This window comes from Halomonas sp. NO4 (assembly GCF_010994375.1).
GTDB lineage: Bacteria > Pseudomonadota > Gammaproteobacteria > Pseudomonadales > Halomonadaceae > Halomonas.
Genome location: NZ_WHMA01000010.1, coordinates 1 through 15,145, shown reverse-complemented (window position 1 = coordinate 15,145; position 15,145 = coordinate 1). Strand labels below are relative to the sequence as shown.

The following is a 15,145-nucleotide window of genomic DNA, read 5'->3' as shown; positions in this document are numbered from 1 at the left end:
GCCGCCGGGCGAGACACTGCCCGGCGGCGGTGGTCGATGGTGGGTGTCAGGCGGCGCGGATGCCGCTGTGGCGCAGCAGCGGCTCGACGCTGGGCTCGCGCCCGCGGAAGGCGCGGAACAGCTCGGCGGCATCGCGCGCACCGCCCGCCTCGAGAATCTCGCGGCGGAATCGCCGACCGGTCACGGCATCGAAGATGCCCGCCTCCTCGAAAGCGCTCCAGGCGTCGGCGGAGAGCACCTCGGCCCACTTGTAGCTGTAGTAGCCCGCCGCGTAGCCGCCGGCGAAGATATGGCCGAAGCCGTTCTGGAAGCGGTTGAAGGGCGCGCGCGGCACCACCGAGACGGCGTCGCGCACCGCGTCGAGCAGTGCCTGGACCTCGGCGGCCGAGGGTGCGGCCAGTTCGTGGTGCAGGCGCAGGTCGAACAGCGAGAATTCCAGCTGGCGCACCAGGCCCATGGCCGACTGGAAGTTCTTGGCCGCCTGCAACTTCTCGAGCATCTCGGCGGGCAGGGGCTCGCCGGTGTCGACGTGGCCGGCGATTAGGTCGAGCCCCTCGCGCTCCCAGCAGAAATTCTCCATGAACTGACTGGGCAGCTCCACGGCGTCCCAGGCCACGCCGTTGATGCCGGAGATATCGGCGATCGTCTGGCGGGTGAGCATATGGTGCAGGCCGTGGCCGAACTCGTGGAACAGCGTGGTGACCTCGTCGTGGGTCAGCAGGGCCGGCTGATTGCCCACCGGTCGGGTGAAGTTGCAGGTGAGGTAGGCCACCGGCAGCTGCAGCGCGCCGCGCTCGTCGCGACGGCGCACCCGGCACTCGTCCATCCAGGCGCCGCCGCGCTTGCCCTCGCGGGCATAGAGGTCGAGGTAGAAGCCGGCAATGGGCTCGCCGCCCTCCAGGATGCGGAAGTAGCGCACATCGGGATGGTAGCGCGGCGCCGACGCGTCCTCCGCGAAGGTGACACCGTAGAGGCGCTCCACCACCCGGAACAGGCCGTCGACCACCTGCGGCGCGGGGAAGTAGGGGCGCAACTGCTCCTGGGAGATGGCGTGGCGCGCCTCGCGCAGTTTCTCGCTGGCGTAGCCCACGTCCCAGGGCTCGAGCTCGGTCAGGCCCAGGGCGTCGCGGGCGTAGGCCTCGAGGTCGGCGAACTCCTCGCGCGCCTGGGGCACGGCACGGCGCGCCAGGTCGTCGAGGAAGTCGCGCACCTGCTCGGGCGACTCGGCCATCTTGGTCTGCAGCGACAGCTCGGCATAGCTGGCAAAGCCCAGCAGGCCGGCGAGCTCGCGGCGCAGGCGCAGGGTCTCCTCGATGATCGGGGCGTTGTCGTAGTCGCCGGCGTTGGGGCCCTGGTCGGAGGCGCGGGTGACGAAGGCGGTGTAGACCTCGCGGCGCAGCTCGCGGTCGTCGGCGAAGGTGAGCACCGGGTAGAAGCTGGGAAAATCGAGGGTGATGCGATAGCCCTTCACCCCCTTGGCCTCGGCGTTGGCGGCGAGCGTGGCCAGGGCGCTTTCCGGCAGCCCGGCCAGGCGGCCGGCGTTGTCGATGTCCTTGTGCCATGCCTGGGTGGCGTCGAGCAACTGGTTGGAGAAGGTGTTGGCCAGTTCCGAGAGGCGCGCCTTGATCTCGCCGTAGCGGCGCTTCTGCTCGGCGGGCAGGTCGACCCCGGCCAGGCGGAAGTCGCGCAGGGTGTTGTCCACCGCACGGCGCTGCGCCGCGTCCAATTCGGCCCAGGCGGGCCCCTCCTTCAGGGCCTGCCAGGCGCGGAACAGCCCCTCGTGCTGGCCGAGCCAGGTGCTGTAGTCGGAGAGCTTGCCCAGGCACGCCTGGTAGGCCTCGCGCAGCTCGGGACTGTTCATGGTGCCGTTGAGGTGCGAGACCGGCGACCAGGCCCGCGACAGGCGGTCGTTGAGCGCCTCCAGCGGGGCCGCCAGGCTCTCCCAAGTGGGCGCCTCCCGCTCGGCGCGGGCCACCAGGTCGTCGATGGCGGCACGGTTCTCCGCCAGCAGGGTGTCGATGGCGGGGACCGCGTGATCCGGCCGGATGGCCTCGAAGGGGGGCAGCTCGTGGGGCTCGAGCAGGGGGTTGCGGGTCATGCGCACCTCGGCGACGGTGAATGGACGGTTCGGGGAGAGTCGTGACTTTCATTTAGATGCGGGCAGCGAGGCCGCGTTTCAACGGCAACAAAGGTTGGGCGCCGCCGCACCGGCCTGATAGGCTTTGCGGCCTTCACATCGAGAGGGCGATGGCATGCAGGCAACCCTGGAGCGCTGGAGCACAAGGCGCGCCTTCATTCTGGCGGTGACCGGGGCCGCCGTGGGCCTGGGCAACATCTGGCGCTTTCCCTATATCACTGGGGAGAACGGTGGCGCCGCCTTCCTGGTGCTCTACGTGGCCTTCGTGCTGCTGCTGGGGTTGCCGGTGATGATGGCCGAGATCCTCATCGGCCGCGCCGGGCGTCGCTCGCCGATGGCCTCGCTCGGCCATCTGGCGTCCCGGGCCGGCGCTAGCCACCACTGGCGGTTGCTGGGGGTGTTCGGCGCGGTCACGGTGTTCTGCATCCTCTCCTTCTACTCGGTGGTCTCCGGCTGGTCCATCGAGTTCCTGGTGAGCGCGATCAACGGTGACTTCGTCGGCGCCAGCCCGGCGGAGATCGGTGCCGGCTTCGATGCCTTTCTCGCCGACCCGGGACGCATGACCTTCAACCACACCCTCTTCCTGCTGCTCACCATGACGGTGGTGGCCGCCGGCGTGGCCAAGGGGCTGGAAAAGCTCAACAACCTCTTGATGCCGTTGCTCTACCTGCTGCTGGTGCTACTGGCCGGCTTCGCCGCCACCACGGCGGGCTTCGGCCCGGCGCTGGCCTGGCTGTTCCAGCCCGATTTCTCGGCCATCACGCCGCTGGTGGTGCTGCACGCCATGGGGCACGCCTTCTTCACCCTGGCGGTGGGCGCATGCGCGCTGATGGCCTACGGCGCCTACATGCCCGAGCGCCAGAGCCTGCCACGCGCCGCCGGCGCGGTGGCGGCGCTCGACGTCACCGTGGCGCTGCTGGCCGGCATCGCCATCTTCTCGGTGGTGTTCACCCAGGGCATGGACCCCGCCGAGGGGCCGGGGCTGATGTTCGTCACCTTGCCCATCGCCTTTGCCGAGCTGCCCTGGGGGGCGCTGTGGCTGTCGCTCTTCTTCCTGTTGCTGCTGCTCGCCACCTGGACCTCGTCGATCAATCTGGCCGAACCCATGGTCGCCACCTTGCAGGGGCTCGGCGTCCGGCGCGGCCGGGCGGCGGCGCTCACCGGGGTGACGGTGTGGCTGGTGGGGCTGCTTTCCGTGCTCTCCTTCTCGACCCTGGCCGAGTGGCAGCCGGTGGCGGGGATGACCTTCTTCGACCTGGTGACCACGGTGCCCACCGAGTTCTTCCTGCCGCTGGGAGGGCTGGCGATCGCGGTCTTTGCCGCCTGGGTGATGGCGCGCGACACCGCCCGCGAGGCGCTGGGGGCGGGGGCTGTGCGGGCTTCCGGCTGTGGCAGGCAGTGATGCGCTGGGTGTCGATCCCGCTGACGCTGGTAGTATTGGGGGCCGGCCTGATCTGATCTGTGGAGATAGCCATGAACGAACAAGCGACCGCCTACGCTGGGGCGCTGCGCCCCTGGCGCGGCATGACCCCGCAGCTCGGGGAGCGAGTCTATGTGGATGCGGCCAGCGTGGTGCTGGGCGACGTGGAACTGGGTGATGACTGCTCGGTGTGGCCCATGGCGGTGATCCGCGGCGATATGCACCGCATCCGCATCGGCGCGCGAGTCAGCGTGCAGGACGGCAGCGTGCTGCACATCACCCACGCCAGCGACTTCAATCCCGACGGCTTTCCGCTCACCGTGGGCGACGACGTCACCATCGGCCACAAGGCGATCCTCCACGGCGCCACCCTGGGCAACCGCATTCTGGTGGGCATGGGCGCCATCGTCATGGACGGCGCCGTGGTGGAGGACGAGGTGATCATCGCCGCCGGCGCCGTGGTGACGCCCGGCAAGCGCCTGGAGAGCGGCCATGTCTACGCCGGCAACCCGGCCAAGGCGCTGCGCCCCTTGAAGGAGAAGGAGCGCGCCTTCTTCCCCTACACCGCCGCCAACTACGTCAAGCTCAAGGACGAATACCTGGCGGCCGCTCCCTAACGCATTGTTTTTGATTGCCGGGGCGGGCGATAATCTGGTGATTTATCCAGGTATCGAGGGCCCGTCCCGGCATGGCCGACTTTCGCACCCATCTCGGCGTGGCCGCCGCCGGCGGTGCCGTGATCGCCCACGGCGGCTGGCAGGCCGGCCTGTGGAGCGCCGTGGAGAGCCTGCCGGTGCTGGCGCTGGTGACCTTCGGCGGCATCCTGCCCGACATCGATGCCGACAGCTCCAGGGCGATCCGCCTGATCTTCAACCTGCTCGCCGTGCCGGCGGTGGTGGCCGGCGCCCTGCTGCTGCAGGGGCATCTGGCCACCGGCAGCCTGCTGCTGGCCTGCGGGACGCTCTATGTGGGCGTGCGCTACCTGGCTGGGGCGCTCTTCGCCCGCTTCACCGTGCACCGCGGCCTGTGGCACTCGCTGCTGGCGGCGGCGCTGTGCGGCCTGGGCTGTGCGGCGCTGAGCCATCGGCTCTTCGCCCAGCCCGACCACCTGGCCTGGGCCCACGGGGTGGCGCTCGGCCTGGGCTTCGTCATTCATCTGCTGCTCGATGAGCTGTTCAGCGTGGACCTCACCGGGGCGCGCCTCAAGCGTTCCTTCGGCACCGCCCTCAAGCCCTTCGACTGGCGCGCGCCGGGCAATTCGCTGGCGATGCTGCTGGCCGCGGCCAACCTGCTGCCCTGGCTGCCGCCCTGGGGGCCGCTGCTGGGGCTGGTGGCTCAGGGGGCGGCCTTGTGGCGGTAGTCCTCGGCCTTGAGGCCGTACTTCTTGAGCTTGTCGTAGAGCGTCTTGCGCGGCAGGCCCAGGTGTTCGCACACCTCGCTGATGCGTCCGTGGTGGCTGGCCAGCGACTGGGTGATCAGGCTCTTCTCGAAGAGCTCCACCTGCTGGGGCAGGGCGACGTCGGTGCTCTCGGTGTCGACGCCCTCGAGCAGCGCATCGAGGCGGTAGTCGAAGGCGGAACCGAGCAGCACATAGCGCTCGGCGAGGTTGCGCAGCTCGCGCACGTTGCCCGGCCAGTCGTGGGCCATCAGCGCCGAGGTGCCGCCGGCGTCGAGCGGTGGCGCTTCCAGGCCGCTGCGGTTGGCGGCGACCACGGCGAAGTGCTGAAAGAGCAGCGGGATGTCCTCGAGGCGTTCGCGCAGCGGCGGAATGGGCAGGGTGACCACGTTGAGGCGGTAGTAGAGGTCCTCGCGGAAGTGGCCGGCCTCGGCAGCGGCCTTGAGGTCGACCTTGGTGGCGGCGATCACCCGGATGTCGAGGCTCACCGGCTCGTTGGCGCCCAGGCGCTCCACACAGCGCTCCTGGAGCACGCGCAGCAGCTTGACCTGCAGCGCCAGCGGCATCGACTCGATCTCGTCGAGGAAGACGGTGCCGCCGTCGGCGTGCTCGAACTTGCCGATCCGCCGCTCCACTGCGCCGGTGAAGGCGCCCTTCTCGTGGCCGAACAGCTCCGACTCGATGATGCTCTCGGGCACCGCGCCACAGTTGATGGCGACGAAGGGCTGGCCACCGCGGGGGCTGCGCTCGTGGATGGCGCGCGCCACCAGGTCCTTGCCGGTGCCGGTCTCGCCGAACAGCAGCACGTCGGTCTCCACCTGGGCGATGCGCTGGACCATGGAGGCGAGGCGCTGGATCGCCGCGGTGCGCCCCACCAGGCGCGGGCCGGGCGCGGCCTGCTGCGCCTCCAGCTCGGCCTTGAGTTGGCGATTCTCCAGGCTGAGGCGTCGCTTCTCCACGCCGCGCCGCACCATCTCCACCAGCCGCTCGCCGGCGAAGGGCTTCTCCAGAAAGTCCCAGGCGCCTTCGCGCATCGCCTCCACCGCGGTGGAGATGTCGCCGTGGCCGGTGATCAGGATCACCGGCAGGTCGGGGTCGCGGCTGCGCACCTCGCGCAGCAGGGCCATGCCGTCCATGCCCGGCATGCGGATGTCGCTGACGATCACGCCGGGGAAATCCGCCGGCAGCGCAGCCAGGGCGGGTTCGGCACGCTCGAAGGGCTCGGGCCGGTAGCCGGCGAGCTCCAGGGTCTGACCGGCGGTGATGCGCAGGTGGGGTTCGTCGTCGATGATCAGCACCGGTGTGTCGACCGGGTCATGCATGGCTGGACTGCTCCTGGGAGGGTGACGAGGCGGCAGGGGCCTGGGCGCGGGGCAGGATAACGGTGAAGCAGGCGCCGCCGCCAGGCCGGTTGACGGCGGTGAGGCGGCCGCCCAGGTCGTCGACGATGCGCGACGAGATCGACAGCCCCAGGCCCAGGCCGCTACCCGGCGCCTTGGTGGTGAAGAAAGGCTCGAAGATGCGCGCGAGGTGCGCTTCGGCGATGCCCGGCCCGGTGTCGGCCACGCCGATGGCGACTTCTGCCTCGTCGGGCTCGATGGTCAGCAGCAGGCGCGGTTCGGGCGTGTCGCTCATGGCCTGCAGGGCGTTGCCGATGAGGTTGACCAGCACCTGTTCGAGGCGCACCAGATCGGCATGCACCCATGCCTCCTGGGCTGGCCAGTGGCGCGCCACCTCGACGCCGGCACCGCGCAGCCGCGCCTGGTAGAGGCGCAGGGCGTAGTCGAAGCAGGCGGACACCGAGACCGCGGTGAGATTGTCGCTGCTCTTGCGCGAGAACTGGCGTAGCTGGGCGCTGATCTCGGCCATGCGCTCGGTGAGCTCGATCACCTGGGCGAGATTGGCGTCGGCGGCCTCGGCACGGCTGCGGGCCAGAAAGGCCCGGGCGTTCTCGGCGTAGGCGCGGATGGCCGCCAGCGGCTGGTTGAGCTCGTGATTGATGCCGGCGGCGAGCTGGCCGAGCACGGCCAACTTGGCGGCCTGGACGAGTTCGTCCTGGGTCCGGCGCAGGTTCTCCTCGGCGCGGCGGCGCTCCTCGATCTCGCCGGAGAGACGCCGGTTGGTCTCCACCAGGTCGCGGGTGCGCCGCTCGACGTTGCGTTCCAGCTGGTCGCGGGCATGGGCCAGGGTGTCGCGCTCGCGCGCCGCGAACTGCTCGCGTTCGCGGCGCAGGCGCAGGCGCTGCCAGCCCACGCCGCCGGTCAGCACCACCACGCCGTAGAAGCCGCCGGCGAGCAGGGCGGCGAGCCACTGCGCCTGGTGCACCGGGGCCAGCGGCTTGAGGATGTGCATCTCCCAGTCGAAGGCGGGCATGGGGCGCGACAGGCGCAGGTAGCTGCCCTGCTCGAGGGGGCCGTGGGCGAAGCGCACCAGCTCGCTGCGGTCGCCTCGCCTTTCCAGTACCTCGATGCCCGAGGGGGCGAGGGGTTCGTCGGCGTAGCGGCGGGTGGCCAGCAGCGCCTGACGTTCGTCCTCGGAGAGCGGATGCAGGGCGGCCAGGCGCAGCTCCGGCTGGCTGGCCATGAAGATGATGTCGTCGCGGTCGGTGACCAGTAGCTCGGCATCCTGCTCGGCCCAGCTCGCCTCGACGCTGTCGAGCAGCACCTTGATCACCATGACGCCGTCGGGGCGGGCGTTGGGCGCGGTCTCGTCGAGCCATACTGGGGCGGAGAAGTAGTAGCCGCGCTCGCGCGACTGCACGCCCAGCCCGAAGAAGCGACCGCGGTTTCCGGCAATGGCGTCCTGATAGTAGCTGCGAAAGGCGTAGTTCTGGCCGATGAAGGTGTTGGGGCGGTGCCAGTTGCTGGCCGCCAGAGTGTCGCCGTGGCGGTCGATCAGGTAGACGTCGGAGACATCGGCGGTGGCGCGGAAACGGTCGAGCAGCAGGTTCAGCGGCATGGGGTCCTGTTCGCCGCGCTTGGTGAGAAAGCGCTGGACCATCTCTCGCGAGGCGAGCAGCTGGGGCAGGTAGTCGTGCCGGGTGAGGTGGCCCTCCAGGCCGGTGGCGGAGAGGCGCAGCTCGTTCTCGGCCTCGCGGGCCAGGCTTTCCAGGGCCTGCTCGCGGGCGATCTCGGCGGCCTGCCAGACGCTGACGGCGAGCCCCAGCGGCAGCAGCACCAGCAGGGCGCGGCGCAGCGCTCGGGGCATGCGTGAGGGGCGGAGGGGGGCGCGGTTCACGGGGCCCTCACAGCTGCTGTTCGGGCAGAGCCTGGGCGCGGCGCAGGGCACGCTGAGCGCGGGTCTCGGCGCGTTCCATCTCCAGCAGGCCCTCCTCGACGAACACCAGGTGCTCGTGGGAGCGCGCGCGGGCGTCCTCGGCGCGCCCCTCGAGGATGGCGTCGAGCAGGGCGCGGTGCTGTTTCATGAGCAGCGGCCGCGACTGGGGTTTCTCGAACAGATGCGCTAAGTTTTCGACGATACTGCGTTCGAGCAGATGGAAGATGCCACGGATGGTGTGCAACAGCAGGACGTTGTGGGCCGCCTCGGCGATGGCCAGGTGGAAGGCGGCATCGGCCTTGGCCTCGAGCTCCGGGTCGCGGCCGGCGAAGCTCGCCTCCAGCTCCTCGTAGCGCTTGATCAGCATCGCCTTGTCGGCAGGCGTGGAGCGCAGCGCCGCATAGTAGGCGGAGAGGCCCTCCATGGCGTCGCGGAACTCCAGCAGGTCGAGGTGGAACTCCTGGTGGCGCGCGAGCATGTCCAGCAGGGGGTCGCTGTAGCCGCTGTTGAGCTCCTGGGTGACGAAGGTGCCGCCGCCCTGGCGGCTGGTCAGCAGGCCGCGGGCGGCGAGCTTCTGGATCGCCTCGCGCAGCGAAGGCCGCGAAACGCCGAAGCGCTCGGCCAGCTCGCGCTCCGGCGGCAGGCGCTGCCCCGGCTTGAGGCTACCCTCGAGGATCATGGCCTCGAGGCGTTCGGTGATGACGTCGGCCAGCCGGGGCTGACGGAGGGCTTGGTAGGTCATGCGTGCTTCCCGCAGTGTGCCTAATTGGTCATACCAATAGTGCCTGGCTTGGCGGGGGGCTGCAATGCCGGCTTCGGTGCCGAAAGCGACCATAAATCAATCGGCTGCTGTCTTCCCTGAACAGATTAGACCAAAGTCTAGGGCTGTCTGCGCCGCAAAAGCCGCTCGCCGGTTTGACAGGGTGCAGGTCGCCCCCTAAGGTTCACACACTCTTGTTGGTCAATTGGTTTTACCAATTTTCCGCCAAAATGACAACCACGCCACCGTGGCCGGACGACGCCAGTGGGGCCATCGTAGAGGGTTGACCGATGACGCCAGTCAAATGCTATCCCGCCAAGCCCGAGCGGGTGTACTTCTTCGGCACCTGCCTGATCGACCTCTTCTATCCCGAGGCGGGGCTGGACGGCATTCGCCTGCTCGAGCGCGAGGGCATCGAGGTGGTGTTCCCCGCGGACCAGACGTGCTGCGGTCAGCCGGCCTACACCTCCGGCTACCAGGACGAGGCGCGGGCCGTGGCGGCGGCCCAGCTCGCGCTCTTTCCCGAGCCCTGGCCGATCGTCGTGCCCTCCGGCTCTTGCGGCGGCATGATGCGCACCCACTATCCGCAGCTGTTCGCCGGCAGCGACCGCGAGGACCAGGCCAACGAGGTGGCGGGGCGCGTCTTCGAGCTCACCGAGTTTCTGGTCCATGTCTGCCACCTGCAGCTCGTGGATCGCGGCGAGCCCGAGACGGTCGCCATGCACACCTCGTGCAGCGCGCGGCGCGAAATGGGACTGGCCGAGACGGGGCCGGCGCTGCTTGCCAAGCTGGGGCAGGTGACACTGGTCGAGCAGGCGCGGGCCAGCGAATGCTGCGGCTTCGGCGGTACCTTCGCGGTGCGCCATCCCGAGGTCTCGGCGGCCATGGTCGAGGACAAGACCCAGGCCATCGAGGCCACGGGGGCCGAGCATTTCGTGACCTCCGACTGCGGCTGCCTGATGAACATCGCCGGGCGCTTTGAACACCAGAAGAAGGCAGTGACCGGCGAGCACATCGCCAGCTACCTGTGGCGGAGGACCTCATGAGCGTCGAGACTTTCACCCCCCGCGAGTTCCACCGCCAGGCCCACGATGCCCTGGGCAACCCGCAGATCCGCGCCAACTTCCGCAAGGCGATGGACGGCCTGATGAGCAAGCGCAGCGACGTCTTCAGCGACTGGGACCTGGAGACGCTACGCGAGCTCGGCGCCAACATCCGCTTGCGGGCTTTGGCCAGGCTCCCCGACCTGCTCGAGCAGCTCGAGGCCAACTGCCAGGCCAACGGCATCCGGGTGCACTGGGCCGAGAACGGCGACGAGGCGTGCCGCATTGTCCGCGAGATCTGCCAGTCCCATGACGCCACCTCGGTGATCAAGGGCAAGTCGATGGTCTCCGAGGAGATGCACCTCAATGCTCATCTGGAGAAGGCGGGCATCGAGGCGCTGGAGTCGGATCTTGGCGAGTACCTGGTGCAGCTCAACGAGCAGACGCCTTCGCACATCATCATGCCGGCAATCCATCTCAACACCGACGAGATTTCCGAGATCCTCCACGACAAGACCGGCACTGAGCGCTCCCGTGACGTGGACTACATGACGGCGGCGGCCCGCAGCCAGCTGCGCGAGCGCTTCATGGCCGCCGACGTGGGCATCTCCGGGGTCAACTTCGCAGTGGCCGAGACCGGCACGCTGTGCCTCGTCGAGAACGAGGGCAACGGGCGCATGACCACCACGGTGCCGCCGGTGCACATCGCCGTGACCGGCATCGAGAAGGTGGTCGAGCACCTGCGCGACGTGCCGCCCCTCTATGCCCTGCTGACCCGCTCGGCCACCGGCCAGCATGTCACCACCTACTTCAACATGATCTCGGGGCCGCGACAGCCGGATGAGCATGACGGGCCCGAGGAGGTCCATCTGGTGCTGGTCGATAGCGGGCGCTCGGCCATCTACCAGGACGACGAGCTGCTCGACACCCTGCGCTGCATCCGCTGCGGCGCCTGCATGAACCACTGCCCGGTCTACACCCGGGTCGGTGGTCACACCTACGGCACCACCTATCCCGGCCCCATCGGCAGCATCCTGATGCCGCACATGATGGGGCTGGAGGAGACCAGGGACCTGCCCACCGCCTCCAGCCTGTGCGGGGCCTGCGGCGAGGTGTGCCCGGTGAAGATCCCCATTCCCGATCTGCTGGTGCGTCTGCGCCGCGAGTCGGTGGGCGAGGGGCGCGGCAACGTGCCCGGCGCCGGCATCAAGCGCTCGATGAAGGAGGTCGCCGCCTGGAAGGGTTTCCAGTGGCTCGCCACCCACCCAAGGGCCTGGCGGGGCAGCACGGCACTGGCCGGCAAGCTCGAGGCGCTGCTGCCGACTCGGCTCGGCCCCTGGACGGAGTATCGCAGCGCACCCAAGCCGGCCAAGACCTCGTTGCATGCGCTGGTCAAGCGCCACCAGACTCGAAAGCCCGACGGGGAGGAGCGCTCATGAGTGCCCGCGACGCCATTTTGAAGCGCCTGCGCGAGCGGGCGGACGGCCCTCTGAGCGCGCCCGAGAGCGACTTTTCGGTGGTGACGAACCGCGGCTGGAGCCCGGCCGAGCGCCTCGCGCGCTTCGAGCGGTGGATCACCTCGGTCCACGGCGAGGTGATCCACACTGCGCAGGCAGACTGGACCCAGGCGCTGGCCAAGGTGCTCGCCGACAAGGGGGTTCGTCGCCTGGGGCTGGGGCGCGAGCATCCGGTGGCGGCCGAGGCGCGCGCGGCCCTGGCCGATGCCGAGGTCGAGCTGGTCGATGCCGACCGCGACATCGAGGGCTGGCAGCGCGAGCAGTTCGACAGCCTGGAGGCCGGGCTGACCTCCACCCGCGGGGCCATCGCCGAGACCGGCAGCCTGTGGCTCTGGCCCACGCCGGACGAGCCGCGGCGGCTCAGCCTGGTGCCGCCGATCCACATCGCCGTGCTGGACGCCGAGACCCTCGAGGACACCTTCTTCGACGTGGTCGAGGCCCACGGCTGGGCCGGCGGCATGCCCACCAACGCCCTGCTCATTTCCGGGCCCAGCAAGACCGCCGATATCGAGCAGACCCTGGCCTACGGCGTTCACGGTCCCCGCGAGCTGGTGGTGCTGGTGCGCCATGCCGAGGAGGTCGAATGAGTGCCCCGACCGTCGAGACCTGGCGCGCGCTGACAGCGGCCCTGCGCGAGCGCGGATTGCCCGACGAGCGGTTGATCGACGACCCGCTGCGCACTCTGGCCTACGGCACCGACGCCAGCTTCTATCGCCTGATTCCCCAACTGGTGGTGCGTCCGGCCGACGAGGAGGAGCTGCAGGTCGTGCTCGCCGAGTGCCGGGCACGCCGCCTGCCGGTTACCTTCCGCGCTGCCGGCACCTCGCTTTCCGGCCAGGCGGTGACCGACTCGGTGCTGATTCAGCTGGGGCGCGGCTGGCGCGGCCACGATATCCTCGACGGCGGCCGGGCGATCCGCCTGCAGCCCGGGGTGATCGGCGCCCGCGCCAACCAGCTGCTGGCCGCCTACGGGCGCAAGATCGGCCCCGATCCGGCCTCGATCAATAGCTGCATGGTGGGCGGCATCGCCGCCAACAACGCCTCGGGCATGTGCTGCGGCACGGCGCAGAACAGCTATCGCACGGTGCGCGACCTCCGCGTGATTCTGGCTGACGGCACACGGCTGGATACCGCCGATCCGGCCAGCTGCGAGGCCTTCAGGCGCAGCCATGCCGAGCTTGTCGAGGGGCTCGAGCGGCTGGCCGCCGAGACCCGTGACAATGCTGAGCTTGCCGACAAGATCCGCCACAAGTACCGGCTCAAGAACACTACCGGCTATGCATTGAACAGCCTGGTGGACTTCGACGACGGCATCGAGATCCTCAAGCACCTGATGATCGGCTCCGAGGGTACGCTGGGCTTCATCAGCACGATTACCTACGACACCGTGGTGGACGAGCCGGAGAAGGCGGCGACGCTGGCCTTCTTTCCCGACATGGCTGCCACCTGCCGCGCCACCATCGCTCTCAAGCAGGTGCCGGTCTCGGCCGTGGAGCTGATGGACCGCGCCGCGCTGCGCTCGGTGGCTGACGAGCCGGGGATGCCCGAGGCACTTGGCGCTCTGCCGGAAGGCGCGGCGGCGCTGCTGGTCGACGTGCGCGGTAACGACGAGGCCGACCTTGCCGCGCGGCTCGAGTCGGTGCAGGCGACGCTGGCCGACATCGAGACACTCGAGCCCGTCGCCTTCACCCGTGACCCCGCCACCTATGCGCTCTACTGGAAGATCCGCAAGGGACTCTTCCCCGCCGTGGGTGCGGTGCGCGAGGTCGGTACCACGGTGATCATCGAGGATGTGGCCTTTCCCGTGGAGCGACTCGACGAGGGCGTGCTCGCGCTCACCGACATCTTCCAGCGTCACGGCTATCACGACGCCATCCTCTTCGGCCATGCCCTGGAGGGGAACCTGCACTTCGTCTTTCCCCAGGGCTTCGAGAAGCCCGGCGAGGTCGAGCGCTATCAGGCACTGATGGACGAGGTGGCCCAGCTGGTAGGGGTGGAGTACGGCGGCTCGCTCAAGGCCGAGCACGGCACCGGACGCAACATGGCGCCCTACGTGGAGCTGGAGTGGGGCCCCGAGGCTTATGCGCTGATGTGGCGGATCAAGGCGCTCTTCGACCCGGAAAACCTGCTCAACCCCGAGGTGATCCTGAGCCGCAACCCGACCCTGCACCTGGAGAACCTCAAGCCCTTGCCGGCCGCCGATCCGGTCATCGACAAGTGCATCGAGTGCGGCTTCTGCGAGCATGTCTGCCCGTCGAAGGACCTGACCCTGACGCCCCGTCAGCGCATCGTCATCGCCCGCGAGGTGGCTCGTCTCGAGGCCATGGGTGACGCCCTCGACGCCGACGAGGGCGATCGCCTCGAACGCCTCCGGCGGGATTACCGTTACGCCGGGGACGAGACCTGCGCGGCCGATGGTCTGTGTGCTACCCAGTGCCCGGTGGGTATCAATACCGGCGACCTGATTCGAGAGATGCGCCATGAGCGGCTTGCCCATGGGGCCGGGCTGGCGAATCGCGTGGGGCGACATTTCACTGCCGTCACACGCTCGGCGCGAGGCGCATTGCGCCTGGCCGGTGCAGGTCGTGCCGTGCTGGGGGAGCGCGGGCTCGCGGCCATGAGCGGTGCCGTGACGCGGTTCAGCGGCAATCGCGTGCCCCAGTGGCAGCCCAGCGTGCCCAAGGCCGCGCCAGTGCGGGTGCTGTCGAGGCCCTCATCGACCCGCAGCACGGGCACTGAACGAGTCGTCTATCTGCCTTCCTGCGCCACTCGCGTGTTCGGCGCCAGTCACGGGGACGGCGAGACACGCTCGGTCATGGAAATTGTCCTCACCCTGCTCGAGCGTGCCGGCTTCGAGGTCATCGTGCCGGAAACGGCCAACGCGCTGTGCTGCGGCATGGCCTTCCAGTCCAAGGGTCAGTTCGATGAGGCGGCGCGCAAGGCCGGCGAGCTCAACCACGAGTTGTTGGCGGCCAGCGAGAACGGGCGCTACCCCATCATCAGCGATACCAGCCCCTGCGTGCTGCACCTGCAGTCGCGCCTGGACGAGCGTCTCTCGGTACAGGAGCCTGTCGGCTTTGCCCATGATCATTTACTGCCACGGCTCGAACTCGTTCCGCTCGACGAGCGGGTGGCGGTCCACATCACCTGCTCCAGCACCCATATGGGGCTCGGTGAGCGCATGGTGGCTCTGGCACGGGCCTGTGCCCGCGAGGTGGTGGTGCCCGCCGAGATCACCTGTTGCGGCTTCGCGGGCGACAAGGGGCTCGTGACCCCGGAGCTCAACGCCTCGGCGCTCCACGGCCTGGCCGAGCAGGTGGCGGATTGCGATGCCGGCTACTCCAACTCGCGGACCTGCGAGATCGGCCTTGCGCAGCACGGCGGTATTCCCTATCGCTCCATCCTCTCGCTGGTGGAGCGAGCCAGCCGTCCCCGGCAAGGGGGCTGAGCTTGTCCACAGGCGCCCCCGGGTTGATGAGCCTGTGGGTATTCCTGCCGCCGGGTGCGGAGCAGCTGGCCTGAAAGATTTTTACAAGACCCCTTGCGTCGCTCCGGCCCAGGCCGTAAAGTACGCATCCGCTGCCGGCGACGGGCAA

10 protein-coding genes and 1 pseudogene are annotated in these 15,145 nt (G+C 69.2%); 7 read left to right on the top strand and 4 right to left on the bottom strand.

What is annotated here, in order from left to right; genetic code table 11:
* Positions 1-46: 46 nt before the first annotated feature.
* On the bottom strand, positions 47-2,098 hold the full coding sequence (gene prlC / locus FEF15_RS09560; protein WP_163558936.1) for an oligopeptidase A: 2,052 nt from the start codon (positions 2,096-2,098) through the stop codon (positions 47-49).
* A 154-nt stretch (positions 2,099-2,252) separates the two neighbouring features.
* On the opposite strand from prlC, the pseudogene FEF15_RS09555 reads away from it, so the two are divergent.
* The 3 genes and pseudogenes from FEF15_RS09555 to FEF15_RS09545 all read left to right on the top strand — a co-directional run bounded on the left by FEF15_RS09555 (position 2,253) and on the right by FEF15_RS09545 (position 4,917).
* Positions 2,253-3,595, top strand: a pseudogene (locus FEF15_RS09555) (sodium-dependent transporter).
* A 15-nt stretch (positions 3,596-3,610) separates the two neighbouring features.
* On the top strand, positions 3,611-4,174 hold the full coding sequence (locus tag FEF15_RS09550; RefSeq protein ID WP_163558935.1) for a gamma carbonic anhydrase family protein: 564 nt from the start codon (positions 3,611-3,613) through the stop codon (positions 4,172-4,174).
* A 71-nt stretch (positions 4,175-4,245) separates the two neighbouring features.
* Entirely contained in the window at positions 4,246-4,917 is a 672-nt protein-coding gene (locus tag FEF15_RS09545) for a metal-dependent hydrolase (RefSeq protein WP_163558934.1), read from the top strand.
* Here the strand turns inward: FEF15_RS09545 and FEF15_RS09540 are convergent.
* The 3 genes from FEF15_RS09540 to FEF15_RS09530 are packed head-to-tail and all read right to left on the bottom strand — an operon-like array spanning position 4,893 to position 8,971.
* Positions 4,893-6,275, bottom strand: coding sequence for a sigma-54 dependent transcriptional regulator (locus tag FEF15_RS09540; protein ID WP_163558933.1), 1,383 nt, complete (start codon positions 6,273-6,275; stop codon positions 4,893-4,895). The genes FEF15_RS09545 and FEF15_RS09540 overlap by 25 nt on opposite strands.
* Entirely contained in the window at positions 6,268-8,160 is a 1,893-nt protein-coding gene (locus FEF15_RS09535) for an ATP-binding protein (RefSeq protein ID WP_163559012.1), read from the bottom strand. The genes FEF15_RS09540 and FEF15_RS09535 overlap by 8 nt, the downstream gene beginning before the upstream one ends.
* Positions 8,161-8,197: 37 nt before the next feature.
* Positions 8,198-8,971 (bottom strand): GntR family transcriptional regulator, encoded by a 774-nt coding sequence (locus FEF15_RS09530; protein WP_163558932.1) that lies wholly within the window; start codon positions 8,969-8,971, stop codon positions 8,198-8,200.
* Positions 8,972-9,279: 308 nt separating this feature from the next.
* Between FEF15_RS09530 and FEF15_RS09525 the strand changes: the two genes are divergently transcribed.
* Genes FEF15_RS09525 through FEF15_RS09510 form a run of 4 tightly spaced genes read left to right on the top strand, consistent with a single transcriptional unit; the run spans position 9,280 to position 14,997 of the window.
* Positions 9,280-10,035, top strand: a complete 756-nt coding sequence (locus tag FEF15_RS09525) for a (Fe-S)-binding protein (RefSeq protein WP_163558931.1) — start codon at positions 9,280-9,282, stop codon at positions 10,033-10,035.
* Positions 10,032-11,471, top strand: coding sequence for a LutB/LldF family L-lactate oxidation iron-sulfur protein (locus FEF15_RS09520; RefSeq protein ID WP_163558930.1), 1,440 nt, complete (start codon positions 10,032-10,034; stop codon positions 11,469-11,471). The genes FEF15_RS09525 and FEF15_RS09520 overlap by 4 nt, the downstream gene beginning before the upstream one ends.
* The gene (locus FEF15_RS09515; RefSeq protein ID WP_163558929.1) at positions 11,468-12,136 is read left to right on the top strand and encodes a lactate utilization protein C; all 669 of its coding nucleotides are present in this window, start codon (positions 11,468-11,470) and stop codon (positions 12,134-12,136) included. Before FEF15_RS09520 ends, FEF15_RS09515 begins: the two co-directional genes overlap by 4 nt.
* Entirely contained in the window at positions 12,133-14,997 is a 2,865-nt protein-coding gene (locus FEF15_RS09510) for an FAD-binding and (Fe-S)-binding domain-containing protein (RefSeq protein ID WP_163558928.1), read from the top strand. Before FEF15_RS09515 ends, FEF15_RS09510 begins: the two co-directional genes overlap by 4 nt.
* Positions 14,998-15,145: the final 148 nt, after the last annotated feature.

Excerpts from the sequence above, each read along its gene's own strand:
- prlC (WP_163558936.1), bottom strand. The coding sequence starts at position 2,098 with ATGACCCGCAACCCCCTGCTCGAGCCCCACGAGCTGCCCCCCTTCGAG.
- FEF15_RS09550 (WP_163558935.1), top strand. The coding sequence starts at position 3,611 with ATGAACGAACAAGCGACCGCCTACGCTGGGGCGCTGCGCCCCTGGCGC.
- FEF15_RS09545 (WP_163558934.1), top strand. The coding sequence starts at position 4,246 with ATGGCCGACTTTCGCACCCATCTCGGCGTGGCCGCCGCCGGCGGTGCC.
- FEF15_RS09540 (WP_163558933.1), bottom strand. The coding sequence starts at position 6,275 with ATGCATGACCCGGTCGACACACCGGTGCTGATCATCGACGACGAACCC.
- FEF15_RS09535 (WP_163559012.1), bottom strand. The coding sequence starts at position 8,160 with ATGCCCCGAGCGCTGCGCCGCGCCCTGCTGGTGCTGCTGCCGCTGGGG.
- FEF15_RS09530 (WP_163558932.1), bottom strand. The coding sequence starts at position 8,971 with ATGACCTACCAAGCCCTCCGTCAGCCCCGGCTGGCCGACGTCATCACC.
- FEF15_RS09525 (WP_163558931.1), top strand. The coding sequence starts at position 9,280 with ATGACGCCAGTCAAATGCTATCCCGCCAAGCCCGAGCGGGTGTACTTC.
- FEF15_RS09520 (WP_163558930.1), top strand. The coding sequence starts at position 10,032 with ATGAGCGTCGAGACTTTCACCCCCCGCGAGTTCCACCGCCAGGCCCAC.
- FEF15_RS09515 (WP_163558929.1), top strand. The coding sequence starts at position 11,468 with ATGAGTGCCCGCGACGCCATTTTGAAGCGCCTGCGCGAGCGGGCGGAC.
- FEF15_RS09510 (WP_163558928.1), top strand. The coding sequence starts at position 12,133 with ATGAGTGCCCCGACCGTCGAGACCTGGCGCGCGCTGACAGCGGCCCTG.